Annotated in this window: 13 protein-coding genes; 6 read left to right on the top strand and 7 right to left on the bottom strand. The window is 33.9% G+C overall.

Going from position 1 to position 16,068, the window contains the following annotated elements:
• Positions 1-14 precede the first annotated feature (14 nt).
• From Q0945_RS01175 to Q0945_RS01160, 4 genes are all read left to right on the top strand, one after another.
• Positions 15-1,100, top strand: coding sequence for an efflux RND transporter periplasmic adaptor subunit (locus tag Q0945_RS01175; RefSeq protein ID WP_299429935.1), 1,086 nt, complete (start codon positions 15-17; stop codon positions 1,098-1,100).
• A 20-nt stretch (positions 1,101-1,120) separates the two neighbouring features.
• Positions 1,121-4,231 carry an efflux RND transporter permease subunit gene (locus Q0945_RS01170; protein WP_299429933.1) on the top strand — a complete coding sequence of 1,037 codons (3,111 nt, stop codon included), beginning with the start codon at positions 1,121-1,123 and terminating at the stop codon, positions 4,229-4,231.
• 3 nt (positions 4,232-4,234) lie between these two features.
• Entirely contained in the window at positions 4,235-4,918 is a 684-nt protein-coding gene (locus Q0945_RS01165; RefSeq protein WP_299429931.1) for an ion channel, read from the top strand.
• 201 nt (positions 4,919-5,119) lie between these two features.
• A complete protein-coding gene (locus tag Q0945_RS01160; protein ID WP_299429929.1) occupies positions 5,120-5,281 on the top strand; it encodes a hypothetical protein in 162 nt (53 codons plus the stop codon).
• A 29-nt stretch (positions 5,282-5,310) separates the two neighbouring features.
• On the opposite strand, the gene ccsA is transcribed toward Q0945_RS01160, so the two are convergent.
• From ccsA to Q0945_RS01135, 5 genes are all read right to left on the bottom strand, one after another.
• Positions 5,311-8,457 (bottom strand): cytochrome c biogenesis protein CcsA, encoded by a 3,147-nt coding sequence (gene ccsA / locus Q0945_RS01155; protein WP_299429927.1) that lies wholly within the window; start codon positions 8,455-8,457, stop codon positions 5,311-5,313.
• A gap of 48 nt (positions 8,458-8,505) precedes the next feature.
• Entirely contained in the window at positions 8,506-10,005 is a 1,500-nt protein-coding gene (gene nrfA, locus Q0945_RS01150; RefSeq protein WP_298501635.1) for an ammonia-forming cytochrome c nitrite reductase, read from the bottom strand.
• A gap of 7 nt (positions 10,006-10,012) precedes the next feature.
• On the bottom strand, positions 10,013-10,606 hold the full coding sequence (gene nrfH / locus Q0945_RS01145; RefSeq protein WP_299429925.1) for a cytochrome c nitrite reductase small subunit: 594 nt from the start codon (positions 10,604-10,606) through the stop codon (positions 10,013-10,015).
• A 76-nt stretch (positions 10,607-10,682) separates the two neighbouring features.
• Positions 10,683-11,798, bottom strand: coding sequence for a BamA/TamA family outer membrane protein (locus Q0945_RS01140; protein WP_299429923.1), 1,116 nt, complete (start codon positions 11,796-11,798; stop codon positions 10,683-10,685).
• Positions 11,798-12,463, bottom strand: a complete 666-nt coding sequence (locus tag Q0945_RS01135) for an outer membrane beta-barrel protein (RefSeq protein ID WP_299429922.1) — start codon at positions 12,461-12,463, stop codon at positions 11,798-11,800. Before Q0945_RS01135 ends, Q0945_RS01140 begins: the two co-directional genes overlap by 1 nt.
• Before the next feature lie 120 nt (positions 12,464-12,583).
• Here Q0945_RS01135 and Q0945_RS01130 point away from each other — a divergent pair, with 120 nt between their 5' ends.
• Together Q0945_RS01130 and Q0945_RS01125 are read left to right on the top strand one after the other, a co-directional pair.
• Complete coding sequence (locus Q0945_RS01130) at positions 12,584-13,420, top strand: MBL fold metallo-hydrolase (RefSeq protein ID WP_299429920.1); 837 nt, start codon at positions 12,584-12,586, stop codon at positions 13,418-13,420.
• Positions 13,421-13,460: 40 nt separating this feature from the next.
• Positions 13,461-14,114 (top strand): hypothetical protein, encoded by a 654-nt coding sequence (locus Q0945_RS01125; RefSeq protein ID WP_299429918.1) that lies wholly within the window; start codon positions 13,461-13,463, stop codon positions 14,112-14,114.
• Positions 14,115-14,118: 4 nt separating this feature from the next.
• Here Q0945_RS01125 and Q0945_RS01120 read toward each other — a convergent pair whose 3' ends face one another.
• Both Q0945_RS01120 and Q0945_RS01115 read right to left on the bottom strand, forming a co-directional pair.
• A complete protein-coding gene (locus Q0945_RS01120; RefSeq protein WP_299429916.1) occupies positions 14,119-14,880 on the bottom strand; it encodes a LytTR family DNA-binding domain-containing protein in 762 nt (253 codons plus the stop codon).
• 5 nt (positions 14,881-14,885) lie between these two features.
• Positions 14,886-15,911 (bottom strand): histidine kinase, encoded by a 1,026-nt coding sequence (locus tag Q0945_RS01115; RefSeq protein WP_299429914.1) that lies wholly within the window; start codon positions 15,909-15,911, stop codon positions 14,886-14,888.
• Positions 15,912-16,068: the final 157 nt, after the last annotated feature.

Here is a 16,068-nt window from a genome sequence, read left to right as displayed (position 1 = left end):
AACCAACTTTAATTATGAAATATTTTAGTCACATTATTTTAACTCTCTTGCTAACTTTATTTTTTGACTCTTGCAAGGAGCAAGTAGAAAAGAAAGAAGAGGTGTTAAGACCTGTAAATTATCAGGTAGTAGGTACTTCCGATGCTCAAAAAATTAGGTCTTTTAGTGGAGTCGCAAAAGCAGGGGATGAGATTGAATTGAGTTTTAGAAGTAATGGAATTATGACCACTTTTAACGCAAAGGTTGGACAGCAGGTAAAAAAAGGTGATTTAATTGCAAAATTAGATAATGTACAAGCTAATCTTGCCTATGAACAATCAGTGTCTGCTCTTAATAGTGCAAACTCTGCAATGAAAACTTCAAAATCAGCTCTAACCCGGATAAAAAATTTGTATGAAAAAGGTAGTCAATCATTAAGTGATTATGAAACAGCTAAAAATAATTATGAGAGTGCTTTAGATCAATACGAGTCTGCTAAGCGTAATAAAAGTATTCAGCAATCACAAATTAGCTATGGGTACATTTATGCTCCAAAAGATGGAACTATTGCTTCCACGAACGGGAGTGTAAACGAAAATGTTGCTTCTGGCTCAGTAATAGCAGTTTTAAATGCTGGCACTGATATTAATATTGAGGTAGGTTTACCAGAAAGTGTAATTAATAAGGTTAAACAAGGAATGGAAGTTGAAGTTAATATTTCTTCTTTAGGAGAAAAATTAAAAGGTAATGTTTTTGAAGTTTCTCCAATAGTTGATGCTAATTCAGCAACCTACCCTGTTAAAATTGATATTCTTTCAAATAAAGATATAAAACCAGGTATGGCAGCAAACGTGATTTTTAACTTTACTACAGGAGAAGAATTAAATGACAATACCTTAGTTATCCCTGTTAAAGCTGTTGGAGAGGATGGTGATGGCAATTTTGTTTTTGTAATAGAAACAGAAGACGATAAAATAGGAACTGTTAGAAAACAAACTATTGAAGTAGGGGAACTAACTTCTGATGGTTTTAAAATAAAAAGTGGCGTAAAAAATGGAGATAAAATTGCAACAGCTGGCCTGCAAACGCTTCTTGATGGACAAAAAGTAAGATTACAATAACCATTTAAACGAAAATAATTATGAATCTTACTCAATTTTCAATTACAAACAACCGTGTTGTTTTAAGTGTATTAGCAGTAGTTATGCTTATGGGATTGGTTGGTTATGAAACCTTATCAAGAGATAGTATGCCGCCATATACTATTCGAGTAGCTTCTATTGTTTCTTCGTTTCCAGGTGCAAGTCCACAACGTGTAGAGGAGTTAGTTACGGATCGAATAGAAAAGGTAGCTCAGGAATTACCAGAATTAAAAAAAGTAACAAGTACATCAAGAACTGGATTGTCTGTTGTTCAGGTAGAGTTGGTAATGCAAGTAGGGCCTCAAGATTTACAAGCGGTTTGGGATAGATTACGAAGAAAACTTAATGATATACAAGGATTACCCAGTGGAGTGCAACCACAATTAAAAGATGATGGAATTGGAGAGGTTTTTGGTATAGCAGTAGGCCTTACAAGTGATGGTTTTTCATTTTCTGATATGAAAGATTATGCAGATGATATGAGAGACGATTTAATTAAACTTTCAGATGCTGCAAAAGTGGAGATTAATGGCGATCAATCCGAACGTGTATTTGTAGAGTTTGATAATACTAAATTAAAAAGTTATGGCTTAACAGCCAATGGGTTGCAAAGTTTAATTAGTAGTACTAATATTTTAAGTTCTGGAGGACAAATAAATGTAGGAGATGAGCGAATTATATTAGAGCCAACCGGAAATTTTAACGACATTTCCGATATCGAAGAGATGTTGATTCCGCTTGGAGAAGGAGGGCGGGTACTTCCTTTAAAAGATATTACAAATGTTAGAAAAGGCTATATTAATCCTCCAACTCAAATTGTAAGTATTAATGGTAAAGACGCTTTGTCTTTGCATGTATCTCTTAAAGATGGAGCAAATATTATAAAATTAGGAAAAGAATTAGATGTTGTACTTAGTACATGGAAAGAGAAATTACCTGTCGGTTTAGAAGTATCACGATTGGCCTCCATTGACACCTATATTGATTTAAAGATTAGTGATTTTATTGGTAACCTTTTACAATCCATAGGAATTGTTTTAGCTGTTATGCTTATATTCCTTGGCTTCAGAACTGGTTTGGTTATTGCGAGTTTAATTCCAATTGTAACTATTACCACTTTGTTCATAATGGGTTTAATTGATGTGGGTTTAAATCAGATAACTCTTGCAGCTTTAATTATGGCCTTAGGAATGATGGTGGATAATGGTATTGTGGTAGCAGAATCAGTCATGGTAAAAATGGAAAATGGTGCCGATGTTAAAAAGGCAGCTATAGATTCTTGTTCAGAGTTGTTTACGCCTCTTTTAATTTCTACTTTAACAACTTCTGCAGCGTTCTTATCTTTTTATATGGCAGAATCCGTCATGGGGGATATCATGGGGCCAATTTTTGTGGTAATAACAATAGCACTTTTGTCTTCATGGATTATTTCTCTAAGCATTATTACATTGTTTTGTGTATTCTTTCTAAAAGTAAAAAAACAAGAGGAAGGAAAAGTTGGTTTTTTAGATCGCTTGATTAATGGTTTAAAATCTAAATACAAAGATTTAATATTAATAGCCTTATCCTGGAAACGATCTGTACTTTTTGCTATTGTCGGAATGTTTGTTTTATCAATTTTAGGTTTTGGCTTATTGGCATTTGTGTTTTTTCCAGATAGTGATCGTAATATGATTACTGCAGATATTAACCTTCCTGAAGGAACTAAAATAGAACGTACCGAGGAAATGGTCTCTGCTATTGAAGCTTTTATGAAAAGAGAACTTCAGGTTTCTGAAAATTCTTTAGAGGGAATTGTAGATTGGTCTGCATATATAGGAGAAGGTCCATCTGCTTATGATTTAGGCTATAACCCAGATGAAGCAAATTCCAATTATGCACACATCTTAATTAACACCTCTAATTTTTTGATAAATAATGAAATGGTTAGAAAATTAGACTCTTTTAGCTTCGCATCATTTCCAAATGCAGATATAAAAGTTGGTCTTTTAGGTTCAGGAGGTGGAGGTACTCCTATAGAAATTAAAGTTTCTGGAGATGACCCTAATAAATTAGCAGAAATATCAGAAAGCATTAAAACTAAGTTATTTGGTATTTCTGGTACAAAAAACATTAAGGATGATTGGGGGCCAAAAGGTAAAAAGTTTATAATTGATATTGATCAGAATAAAGCGCAATTAGCAGGAGTTTCGAATCAGGATATAGCAACATCTTTACAGACGGTACTAGATGGATTTAGTACCGGGGAATATCGGGAGAATGATAAAACTATCCCTATAGTAATGTTAAGTAATCAAGATAAACAGCAAACGTTAGCATCTTTAGAGACATTAAATATTTATGCACAAAGTTCTGGAAAAAGTGTACCGTTATTGCAGGTGGCTTCTATAATTCCGAAATGGCAGTATACAAGAATTAAAAGATTGAACCTTACAAGAACAATTAATGTTTCTAGTGAGCTGACTGAAGGCGGTAATGCGTCTGCTATTACTGCTGAAATTATACCTTGGCTAGAGGAGCAAGCTGCTACATGGGGACCAGATTATAGTTATAATCTTGGAGGTGATGCAGAAAGTACTGCTGAGAATATGGGTGCGGTTGCGAGTTATTTACCATTATCCGCTTTTATCATTATAATGCTATTAATAATACAATTTAATTCTTTCCGAAAAACGGTTATGATTGTCTGTACCATACCTTTAGGAGTTATTGGTATGGTATTAGGCTTGCTTATTTTTAATGTTCCTTTTGGATTTATGGCCTTTTTGGGGGTAATTTCCTTAGCAGGTATAGTCATAAATAATGCTATAGTTCTGGTGGATCGGATAGAAATGGAAGAAGACATAGTTAAACGAAACCCACAAGATGCTATTATTGCAGCTTGTTTACAACGCTTTAGACCAATATTACTTGCTACTTTTACTACAGTACTCGGTTTAATACCACTTTATTTGGGTGGAGGAGAAATGTGGGAGCCCATGGCTGTTACTATCATGGTAGGCCTATTGTTTGGAACTGTAATAACTTTATTATTTATTCCTGCTTTTTATAGCGTTTTATATAAGGTTGATTATAAAGGGTATATATTTAATAATGAATTATTAGATTAAATAATGTTCAAAAGAATATATTCATATCGTTTTGAGTTCTTCTTTGTAACCCAACTAGTTATTTTATTTGGCTCATTGTTAATTCCTGGCCAAGTATTTGAAGATACAATTGCTCCAATTTCCTTTTTATTAAATCTTATAGCCGGCGTCATTTTTATATCTAAAAGGAAAGAGCTTTTTTGGTTTTTTTTAATTTTATTAATAGCAAGTAGTTTTTTATTTGGTTTTGCAGAGACACATGATGAAAAGCCACTTCTAGTAAGTTATATACAATTTGCTATTTATTTTTCTTTTTACTTGTTTGTTACTTACGAAATAATAAAGCAAGTATGGCAAACACCAGAAGTGAATAAAACAATAATATATGGGTTGATAAGCGGTTTTATATCACTTGGACTTATAGGTTTCTTTATTTGTATGAGTATAGAATTAACCAACCCAAATTCTTTTGAGGGGGGGCTATTGGCTATGCAAGGAGTTCAGCCAAATGCCCTTACAGAACAACTTATGTATTTTAGCTTTATTACGATGATGTCTATAGGTTATGGGGATATATTACCAATAACACCTTTAGCGCAGAAGGCAGCAATTTTAATAGGTTTAATAGGACAATTTTATCTTGTGGTTATTACTGCGGTCGTGGTTGGAAAATTTATTAATCAAAAAGGCGTTAAAAGCGAGTCTTAAAGTCAATTAGTATAGAAAGAACAGAATCAATATCGCATTGAATTCGTTGCATTTGTAAAAATAACTATGACTGATTGTAACGATACTAAATCTGATAAGAATTTTTAAGTTATCTTGCTATAAAATTAGGGATGTTATCTTCTAAATATGAAAGTATTATGGAAAATCACCTATCCATTGGTGATAATACCAACGAATAAAATGAAATTACAGAATTTATATACTTTGACACAATTGGTATGTAAAGATGATTCCATAACAGGTGATGAGCAAAAATCTTGGTTAGATCGAATGGGAAAAGGGATGGGTTTTGCACACCAAAACGTTTCTTATATTGCCGATAAGTCTATTAAAATGATATAAGAAGGTGCTAATCTTGATATTTATGAATATTAATCAATAAGTTTATTTCTTAGCCGAAACCTAAAAAAGGCAGCTATTGATACAAGCACTACAACAGCAATCAAAACATAAATAAACTTAGGTACTGGTACAGGGTCTCCTGCTGCGTAACTATGTAATCCGGATAAATAATAGTTCACGCCGAAGGAGGTCATAATAATAGAACCGAAAGCAAATACGCTCGCAACGTTTAATATATATCTACTTTTTAAGGCGGGAACAAAACGAAGGTGCAATACCACCGCATAAACAATTATGGAAATTAGAGCCCATGTTTCTTTAGGATCCCAAGCCCAATAACGGCCCCATGATTCGTTGGCCCAAATACCACCTAGAAAGGTTCCGACAGTCAACACGAACAAACCAATGGTCATTGATATTTCGTTAATATAAGTGAGTTCTTTTATACGAATTGTTATTGCTTCCTTGGATTTTTTGGTTTCAATAATCATCAGAATCAAGACCATAAAACCTAAGATTGCAGATAAAGCCAAAGGAGCATAACTACTAACAATGGTCGCTACATGTACTTTTAGCCAGAAGGATTTTAATACAGGCATTAAGTTTGTAATCTCTGGACTTAACCAGTCCAAGTAACTAACAAAGAGCAAAGAACCTGTAAAAAGTGTTGCTAAAGGCAATGAGAAATCTGATTTTCGGAAGGTCATTAATCCGCATAGCATTAAAACCCAGGCTACAAAAACCAGCATTTCATAACCATTGCTCCAAGGCGCATGTTGTGCTACATACCAACGAAGTAAAATATTTCCAGTAAATACTAGAAAGCTGATTAGGGAAAAGATAACAAGAGCATTCCATAATGCATCTATAAAACGTTTTTGTACAAATATTTTAGTCAAGGCCAATACGAGCAGTATAAAACCAAAAGTGAAAAATACTTGGAACAACCAAAAATTAAGATTTATTTCATTATACCACAACTCAGCTTCTACTCGCTGACTGTTGGGAATAATAGCCTTTCCCAAGGTACTTTGGTAGGTGTTTATATACGATAATTTTTCAGTAGCGGCTGCCCATTTTTTGGACGCTACATCATTAAAATACGAAGGAGTTATGGTTTGAACAAAACGAGCGTCCTCCGTAGGGAAATCTTTAAAATGATGGGTATAGCTATACCATGTATCCTTCTCATCAAGACTGTTGGGATAAATCTTTAAATAGTTGCCCGAAAAAATATTGAACAAAATATTAAAGCGCTCGTCTACCTTGAGTACTTCTTTATCAAATTCATTATGCTCCGCTGGCTTTTTGGCATTTGCTTTCTCCGCTACTTTTGTCAGTACATAATCACCAGTGGGATTTATTAAATCGTCAAAGGAAATCAAACCTTCATCGGTAATCTTTAGGACTTCGAAAAAACTTCCGCCTTTTTCCGTATCAATTTTTATGATGGGAATCTGTTGCCAAGCTCCTGGAGAAACATGCATTGCTAGAAATACCTGATTAGCATCCAACCGAATTTCTTCATTTGCTCCTTTGTATTTGAAATAGGGTTTACGCGAAACTTTTCGCAAAAACTCAGAAGCTAAAGTATTGATTGGTTTTATTCTTCCATCTAAATCTTGAACCATCAAACGACCAAAGAGTGCCGCATGCTGTTTATCAATGGCTTGTTCGGCAACCAATTCAGAAATTGAAATGGTATCATTTGTTTCTTGTGCCTTAAGACTTATGTTCATTACCCCAATCAAGAATAAGGCTGTGATTACCTTTTTTGTTTTTAATTTTTTCAGCTTCTTGTTGATAGCCATAAAATGAGAACTTTTTCCAAAAAGCGTAAAGAACATTCCAATCATCATTAGAAAATAACCAGCATAGGTTACATTGGTACCTAAAACATCATGGTTTACAGATAAAACAGTTCCTTTTTCATCGGTATCGTAACTAGCTTGGTAAAATCGAAATCCGCCATAATCCAAAACATTATTCATGAAAATTCGGAAAGGCATTTTTGTATCTGCATCTAACACAGTAACCTCACTCGCATATGCAGACGGACTCTCAGAACCTGGATAGCGTTCCAATTGAAAATCATTTAACTGTACTGAAAATGGGGTCTCAATAGGTTTGGCTCCATACGATAAACTTACATTCGTGCCACTTACATTAACTTCATGGGTGGTAGGTAAAAAACCGTCACGATAGAGTAAAGTCACTTCTTCGGTTCTATCTTTTACCTGTACGTTCAATATCAGAGCATCATCCTTTACCTTATCATTATCTTTTGGTTTTTCCGCCGAGCTTATAATGTCGATTCTGCCTGATTCGTGAAAAGATAGAGGCACAAAAGACAAATCACCTGAGCGGTATAAGGTTCGCAAAGTCATGGGTTGTAAGGTGTCCCCTTTAATAATACCCGCCGTTTGGTCGGCCATTATAAAAAAATCTAGCTGATGTGGCGCCAATAGCTGAAATTCACCCTCTTTTTCTATAAGATTGATAACATCTTTTCCCGCTGCCTCAAAACCTATTTTATGTTTGTGACTTCCAATTTCTTCAATTTCTCCTTTTTTCAGGAACAATGTTTCCCTACCATTTCCTGAGGTAACTACTAATTGCAGTAATGGAACTCCTTTTTCAGGGTCATCAACAATTTCGGGAATAGCATCTGCTACAAATTGCTTATGCGAAATGGTAATTGGAGTGGCATCCAAATCCGTTTGAATAGAAAAATCATTATCATTCAAGGGAGAAAAGTAAAGTTCTCTTTCCAAATGTTTTGTTTGCTTTCCATTGGATAGGTGGACTTGCAAATAATTCTTATCGGAAATGATTGTACTTGAAGATGCCCCTTCTCTAATGCGCATGATACCTCCATAGGAATCATACCTTGTAATACCTGCACCAATAAGAATTACGATAAAAGCAATATGAAAAAGGAGTATGGCCCATTTTTCCTTGCGCCAAAGTTTGTATTTATAAATATTGGCCACAAAGCAAAGCCCGAGCCCGAACATTACCAACTCAAACCAACTGGAGTCGTAGACTTTTATCCAAGCTGTGGCGGTGCCAAAGTCATTTTCTATAAAAGTTGCGGTACCCATGGCTATGGCAAAAACCAACAATAAAACAAGTGCCAATACTGGCGAGGAAAAAATGCGATAGAATATTTTCATGAAAAATGTTCGGCTTAAAAGCCTTTAAAGAATAAGGTTTAAAATCGACTACTTATTGGTCATGCTTACTTCTTTGGAATCCATTTTATCCTCACGGGCTTTGGCTTCCTCTAGCCATTTGGGTAATAAATTGGTTTTAAACTCCTCTTTTTCTTTAATAAGTTTTTCCATATCTAAACCTATAAAAGCCTGTGCCTTTTCTTTAGAAGCAATATCTGGCATTGGCACTTCTTGATTAAAACCTAGGGTAGCCAACAAACGAGCTAATTTTACTCTAGCTTCTTGTGCTATATTAAGTCCGCCACCCAATACTCGTGCTGTTTCCACAGGAGAGTGGAATGATGCTCCATGAGAAGCAGCAGCATAATCCCAACGCCATTGCGCATGACGAATATCAGTTAGTATTAGTTTCATTTGTTCTTCGGTGGCGCCTAACTCCCATGCTTTTCCTGCTTCAATATGAGACTTAACTAATAAGTCTTCTAATTTCAGTCTGTTTTCGGTTGCCTTTTGCTGACGTTCATATACATTGGCACGCAATTTATCGGCTTCCTGTCTGTGACAGACTTGACAAGAATTCGCAACATTATTTAAAGGTGATTGCAAATGGTGGTCGGTAAATTTCTGACCACCTTCACTTTTATAAGGCATATGGCAATCTGCACAAGAAACACCACGGTCGGCATGAACACCTGTCAAATAGGTTTCGTAGCCTGGGTGTTGCGCTTTTAACATAGGTGCCTTACTAATTTTGTGCGTCCAATCTGAAAATTCCATTTCGTCGTAATACTCTTCCATGGCTTCCACAGTCATTCCATTCTTCCATGGGAACGTAAGATATGGCGTGCCTTCAGCTCCGGGTTTTTTCTTGTCGAAATAATATTCAACGTGGCATTGGGCACAAACTAAAGAACGCATTTCTTGATGGGTTGCTTTGTTAATATCCTTACCCATAGCATCAAACGCCTCTACAAGTGCTGGGCGTGTAATGCGTAATTTCATATTGTTAGGGTCATGGCAATCGGCGCAGCCGATGGGGTTTACAACTTCAGCACCTTTATCCGCCCATTTTCCATCGTAGAATTCCGAAATTCCTATTTCATTCATTAAACGAGGAACATCAGGACTTTTACAAGTCCAACAAGTGGCAGGCATCGGTCCATCGCCTGGGCCTTTAGGACCACCCGTTCGCAACGTATTTTGAATATCTTCTATGGCATAAAAATGACCACGACCTTGGTTGTAATCTTTGGAAAAACCATAGCCAGCAAACAATAAGACCAATCTAGGGTCTTCCTCAAGCACATCACGCATTGCAGACCCGCCTTGATAAGAGGCAAAAGAAGTTTCGGAAGTCTGTAAAAACGACTGATACTCCCGAGGGTAGTTTTTTCCCCATTCTTCATTTCGAGGTTCGTTTTCACTAATATCTACCTGCGGTACATATTGGTATTTTGCCTCGCTCTTTCTATTGATGATACTTGAGGCAAGCAAACCCAATAAAAATACTACTACTAAGGTTACGACAAACAGAATTTTGTTTTTCATAGGAATGTTATTTAGATGCCATTTCTTTTTCTAACCAAGTGGGAATAACCATTTCTTCTTGGTCGGTTGGTAAAGGGGCAATATTATATTTTATGGTTGACATACCATGGATTCTACCATGGGGAATTTCTTTATGACAGCTCCAACACTGGCGGTCGGTTCTGTTTTTCGCATGGTTATCTATAAAACCATCGTATTTCGTTTGAGTGACTTGTTGGACATGGCAGCGAATACAATTGTTTTGTACTACTTCCTGAGAACCTTCGCGCATGAAAATAACTTCAGGTTCTGCTCTTGCCGTAAAAATCGAAGCATGGTATAGACCATCCATAGCCTTAAAATAATAAGCATTTACAACATTATCTTGAGGCACATGACATCCATTACAAGAAGCCCATTCACGATGTGAACTGTGCATCCAACTATTATAAACTGGCGTCATTACATGACAATTTACACAAGCCTGCGGGTCATCTGACAAATAGGAAACCACTTCACCTTCTTTCATCAAAAAAAAGCCAATGCCAAGAACAGCCGCTATCGCAAAAACAGCAAAAGAACGCAGAGGAGTGCCTTTTTTTGGTAGGAAGTTGAATTTCACGTTTAAATTATTTACTTAAATATATTATTTTCTGAAGGAAAATGAAAATATATCTAATTATATTTTCATTTAGTTTTTAAAAAGCTTCATTAACCCCAAAATAGATTCCGTTTTGACCATCTTTACCATTACCTATGTCAAGTCTAAGCCAAGTGTTTTGGTCTTTTAAAACTTTAAATCGTACTCCTGCTCCGTAACCTGGTTTTACAGAGTTAAATTTTAAAAGATCAGAGGCATCTCCGGCAACGCTCCCTACGAGGCCAAATACAGCTAATTTCCATCTAGGTTTTAATCTATAACGATATTCGGCTTGTATAACAAACATGTTTTTATCTAAAAAACGACCATAGAAGTATCCTCTCGCACTATTACTTCCTCCAAAAAATGCCATTCCCTGAAAAGGAACGTTCCCATAATTATTTTCGATGTAGACTTGAGTTGCTAGAGTGCTGCGTTTATTTAAAGGTTCATAGTTTCGTAAATCTAATGTGAATTTATTGAAGCTATGAGTTGCACCTAGAATTTGACTTGAGAAATGTGCACCTATTTCAAATAACTGCCCATTTGTTGGTGAAGAGGTGTTATTTCGAGTGTCTAAATTGAATTCGGCTCCTAATCCACTAATAACGGTACGACTTGAACCCAAAATAGTTCCAGAATCTAGTATCCCATCTTCTTCTACTTCGGTTACTTGGTGATTAGCAAAGTTATAAGTAAAACCAAAATTTAGATCTGGGGGGAGTCTTTTTAAAAAACTTAATTTAAATTTATGAGTTGTTTGATTATAGTTCTCTAAATTATTTTCTGGAGTTTCTGGTCCAATACCCCAAAAAGAATTTGGGTATATTTCAAATAAGTAATCTGCATCAATAAAATAATCTCCTTTCCCTAAATAGATTTGGGGTGTAGCGTTAAACATGATTTGACCAGCAGTAGTATAAATACCACTAAATAAAATATTAGAAAGACGCTGATTATATTGATTTGTTTTGTTTAATAGAAAAATTTGGCCACCACCGCCAATACCAAATTCTGTCTCTGGGGTATAAAATGCTATAGGTAAACCAATGATTTTTATTTTTTTTGTTTTTCCTAGTGTGTCCGTACGTACAAAACCTTCTTCTCTTCCTTGCCCAGATAAAGCTATTGGTAGAATTGTTAAAAGAAATATAAATAGTTGTAGTTTTCTCATTAAAAAAAGAAATCGTCTAAAATAACATTAAATCCAAAAGTAAAAGCGGTATTACTAACCGTTAAGTTTTCGGAAGCAGTTGTTCCTGATGGTCGTTGTTCTTGACTAATATCTACCAAAAAAATATTTAAATCAAAACCAATATCAAAAGCAATTTGATCATTAATTACATAAGAATATCCAAGTCCAAATAAAGTTCCAAACCCACCACCTTCAGCAAGTTCGGTAATAGGGCTGGCTAAATCATTAAAACTCGTTTCTTCTCTATAACGAACATAACCCATAGATAAAGTAGTAAATAGAGACCCTCTGTTGTTTTTACTTAAATAATAAGAAGAAAATGGTCCTACATATAATGATTCTGTAGTTCGATCAACATTATTAGAAGAACTTGCTCTATTGAGATTTAATCTACCACCAAGAAGCCATCTTCCTTTTATAAATTTTCCTGTGGAAAAATTTAATCCGAATTCATTGGTAATGGTCTTTTTATCAGAAGATTTTGTTTTGTTAGTGTTTGAGCTAATAGTTCCTGCTAATCCTGTTAACCACCTCCCTTCACGAAATGGAGTTGCAATAGAGTCGGAGGGAATATAATTATTTTGAGCTCTAAGAAAAAGAATCCCAAATGAAAATAGTAAAAAAAACAAATATAAAATTCTCATGAAATTTATTTGAAATATAGATAAAAATAGACAAATATCTAGACTCGTAAAAATGACTTAATGGGAATGAAGAATAAATCTTTATCTTAGGCTAAAATCCGATTCTAAAAAATTGAATTCATGATTATAAAATTTTATGGTACGAGAGGTTCAATACCTGTGTGTGAAAAAGGTTTTCAAGAATTTGGAGGTAATACCACTTGTGTTGTAGTTATGGATGACAGTAAAATTGGAGATGTTTTAATCTTCGATGCTGGTACTGGAATTCGGAATTTAGGAAAAGAATTGATGAAGAGGTCTTTTAAAGAAGAAAGTAAGATAGTAATTGCATTTTCTCATTTTCATTGGGATCATGTTCAAGGATTTCCTTTTTTTGCTCCCGCGTATGATTCTTCTAAGAAAATTGATATTATTGCTTTAGGTGATGAATTAAAAATTACAGATCTTAAATCCATATTCACTAATCAAATGAAGAGTACGTATTTTCCTGTTAGTTTAGAAAATATGGGGGCTGAGTTTATATTCCATTTAAAAAAAAGTAATGAAGAAATGTTCCGAACTGGAAGTACGGGGAAATTACTGTCAAATGCACATTCTCATCCTGGTGGAGCTCATGGTTATCGTTTGGAAGTAAATGGAAAAGTTTTAGTTTATTGTACAGATATAGAACATGGCGATACTCTAGATCAAAAAGTGATTGATTTTGCTAAAGGGGCGGATGTTTTAATCCATGAAGCACAATATACACCGGAGGAACTCCCTAAATATAGAGGATGGGGACATAGTAGTTGGGGGCAAGCGATAGAAGTAGCCAAATTGGCTGGTGTGAAAAAGTTATATATGACGCACCATGATCCAGATCATAATGATGCTTTTATTTTAGAAGAAGAAAAAAAATGTCAGGCCATTTTCAAAAAATGTTATTTCGCAAGAGAAGGGGAAGAAATTAAAATTTAATTAAAAATATTATCTTTATTTTTTTAAAAAGGAGAGTACTATGAAAAAGCAATTTTTTAAAACAATGATGAGCTTTAGGATCTTCTTAGTTGTTAGTTTTTTACTGGGATGCGGACCTGCCAAAATGAGCTCTACATGGACTAAGGATACGTATAAAGAAAAAAAATATTCTAAAATTGCAATAATTGGTATTAGTAATGATCTTTTGGCAAAAAATACCTTTGAGCAAGATGCGGTTAAGCTTTTAAAAAAACAAGGGATAAATGCTGTAGAGGGGATAAAAATGTTTCCTCTAGGAGCAGATAAAAATAAAACAGCTGAGGATTATATAAAAATTATTAAAGAAAATAACTTAGATGGAGTGATAACAATGGCTTTGATAGATTCTAAAGAAAAAGATCGTTATGTGCCTGGAGAAGCTTTACATATTCCGTCTTATTACCGAGTAGGGAAGTATATTGTACGGAGTTATCAAACAATAGATACTCCAGGTTATTATACAACGTCAAAATCTTTTCTTATCGAGGCAATTTTATATGATGTAAAAGGAGATTTGTATAAAGGAAAAGAGACTATGGTATGGACAGGACAATCTACACTTTTAGAACCATATTCATTAAAAAATGCATCTGAGAGTTTTACAAAAATAATGGTAGATCAATTAATAAAGGATGAAATTATAGTTTCAGAATAAATTTTTAAGAGTTCATCCAGTCTTTAAATTCTCTTGCTTTGCCTTTGCTAATAATAATTCGTTCAGTGGCCTTGGGGTTTAAATTAACAATAAGTTTACCACCAAAATAATGCGCTATTTTGGTTATAGCATTTCTGTTTATAATGTATTGTCTATTGGCTCGATCAAACATCTCAGGATTCAACTCTTTTTCTAAGGTTTCTAATTTTTTATCTATGTTATAAACTTTATGAGCAAAAGTTACTAACTTAATAATTCCCGTATCAATATAAAAATAAGCAATATCACTCGTTTTTATAGGGATTAATTCATCGCGATGTGAAATTAAGTAATTAGATTTGTAAGTCTTCTTTTGTTCTTGCAATAGATGTAACAAAGCAGTAATATCCGGCTTAGTAGTGCGTTCGATATTAGTAAGGTTCTCGAATTTAATAATAGCTTTAGAGAGTTCTTTTTGTTGTATAGGCTTTAAAATATAATCAATACTATTTACAGTAAAAGCTTTTAAAGCGTATTCGTCATATGCTGTCGTAAATATTATAGGAATATTTATTTCTACATGATCAAAAATTTCAAAACTTAGCCCATCTGCTAAATGAATATCCATAAAAACCAAAGAGGCGTCTATTGGTTTAGAGAAATATGCTATACAAGATTTTACAGTATCTAGTATTTGAAGAACCTCAATATCAACATTTATAGTGTTCAATAAATGTTTTAGATTATCACTAGCTGTTATTTCATCTTCTACAATTACAACTTTCATGGACATTATTTTAATGGAAGCTTTACAGTAAAGGTATTATTTGTATTTGTAATTACAATACGTTTTCCTTTAAGCATTAGATTACGCTTGTTTAAATTATTTAAACCATTACCAGTACTATCTACAGGGGCGCGTTTCGGTTGAATTCTATTTTCTACTATTAAATAATATTTTGTTGCTACGATTTTTACTAGTAATGGTAATTCTTCAGATATTTCATTATGCTTTACACAATTTTCTACTAATAATTGTAAAGCAAGTATAGGGATTTTGATAAGCAATAATTTTTCATCTATTTTAATAGTGATAGAAAAACGATTACGATATCTCATTTTTATTAGATAAACATAACTTTCTAAAAAGGTAAGCTCCTCTTTAATTGTACTTAAGTCCTGATTGCTACTTTGTAAAATATATCTATATAAATAAGATAGTTTGTTTATAAAAATAGTAGCTTCTTTATTATCTCTGACCAATGAGGTTAATGAATTTAAGGAGTTAAATAGAAAATGTGGGTTTATTTGGTTTTTAAGAGCAGTCAGCTCATTTTGTAGTATTTCTTGTTTAAGTTGTTCTTTTTCAATGATATCTTCTTTGTGTATTAACTGATATCGTAAAACACCAGAAACAAATATGAGTACCAATATTATAATTAAATAGACAAAATGAATAAGCCCAAGTTCATTTTTAGAAATTTCATGATTTACTAGAAGGGCATAGCTGTAGTTAAATATTACAATTGAAAAACCAAATATTATGGCATTTAAAGCTATGGTAGCAGTAATTCTAATTAACTTGGAGCTTGTTTGGTAAATATATTTCCAATTGGTGTTAAACTGTAGAATTATCCAAAAAAGAACTGAAGCAAAAATAAACCTAAAAATAATGTCATTTATACTAGCGGCTGTAAAGGAGTCAGTAAGTTCTTCTGTTATATTGTAAAGAGATAATACTCTAGGCAAGGTAATTAATAAAGCCACTAAAAGAGCTATGAAAAGAATAACGGATTTTTTTACTTTTTTAAACCTCAAAATTTCACAAATTTTAATGAACACTTTTTTAAGTGCTACATACGAATGTAAAGAATTTTGTTTTATTAAAAAGTTCATGGCATTTAAAACTTAGTTAGGTTTTATTATAGGTGTTATTAGAAAAAGATAACTGCCGAAGCTCGGGGGGGATTCTTCG

Origin of the sequence: uncultured Maribacter sp. (genome assembly GCF_947500405.1) — a bacterium.
In the GTDB taxonomy this organism is placed as follows: Bacteria; Bacteroidota; Bacteroidia; order Flavobacteriales; family Flavobacteriaceae; genus Maribacter_B.
Note: the sequence above shows the minus strand (reverse complement) of the source record. Positions and strands in the feature narration are given on the sequence as shown.

Bases quoted from the DNA above. Each gene is read 5' to 3' on its own strand.
- Q0945_RS01175 (WP_299429935.1), top strand. From the start codon at position 15: ATGAAATATTTTAGTCACATTATTTTAACTCTCTTGCTAACTTTATTT.
- Q0945_RS01170 (WP_299429933.1), top strand. From the start codon at position 1,121: ATGAATCTTACTCAATTTTCAATTACAAACAACCGTGTTGTTTTAAGT.
- Q0945_RS01165 (WP_299429931.1), top strand. From the start codon at position 4,235: ATGTTCAAAAGAATATATTCATATCGTTTTGAGTTCTTCTTTGTAACC.
- Q0945_RS01160 (WP_299429929.1), top strand. From the start codon at position 5,120: ATGAAATTACAGAATTTATATACTTTGACACAATTGGTATGTAAAGAT.
- ccsA (WP_299429927.1), bottom strand. From the start codon at position 8,457: ATGAAAATATTCTATCGCATTTTTTCCTCGCCAGTATTGGCACTTGTT.
- nrfA (WP_298501635.1), bottom strand. From the start codon at position 10,005: ATGAAAAACAAAATTCTGTTTGTCGTAACCTTAGTAGTAGTATTTTTA.
- Q0945_RS01140 (WP_299429923.1), bottom strand. From the start codon at position 11,798: ATGAGAAAACTACAACTATTTATATTTCTTTTAACAATTCTACCAATA.
- Q0945_RS01135 (WP_299429922.1), bottom strand. From the start codon at position 12,463: ATGAGAATTTTATATTTGTTTTTTTTACTATTTTCATTTGGGATTCTT.
- Q0945_RS01130 (WP_299429920.1), top strand. From the start codon at position 12,584: ATGATTATAAAATTTTATGGTACGAGAGGTTCAATACCTGTGTGTGAA.
- Q0945_RS01125 (WP_299429918.1), top strand. From the start codon at position 13,461: ATGAAAAAGCAATTTTTTAAAACAATGATGAGCTTTAGGATCTTCTTA.
- Q0945_RS01120 (WP_299429916.1), bottom strand. From the start codon at position 14,880: ATGAAAGTTGTAATTGTAGAAGATGAAATAACAGCTAGTGATAATCTA.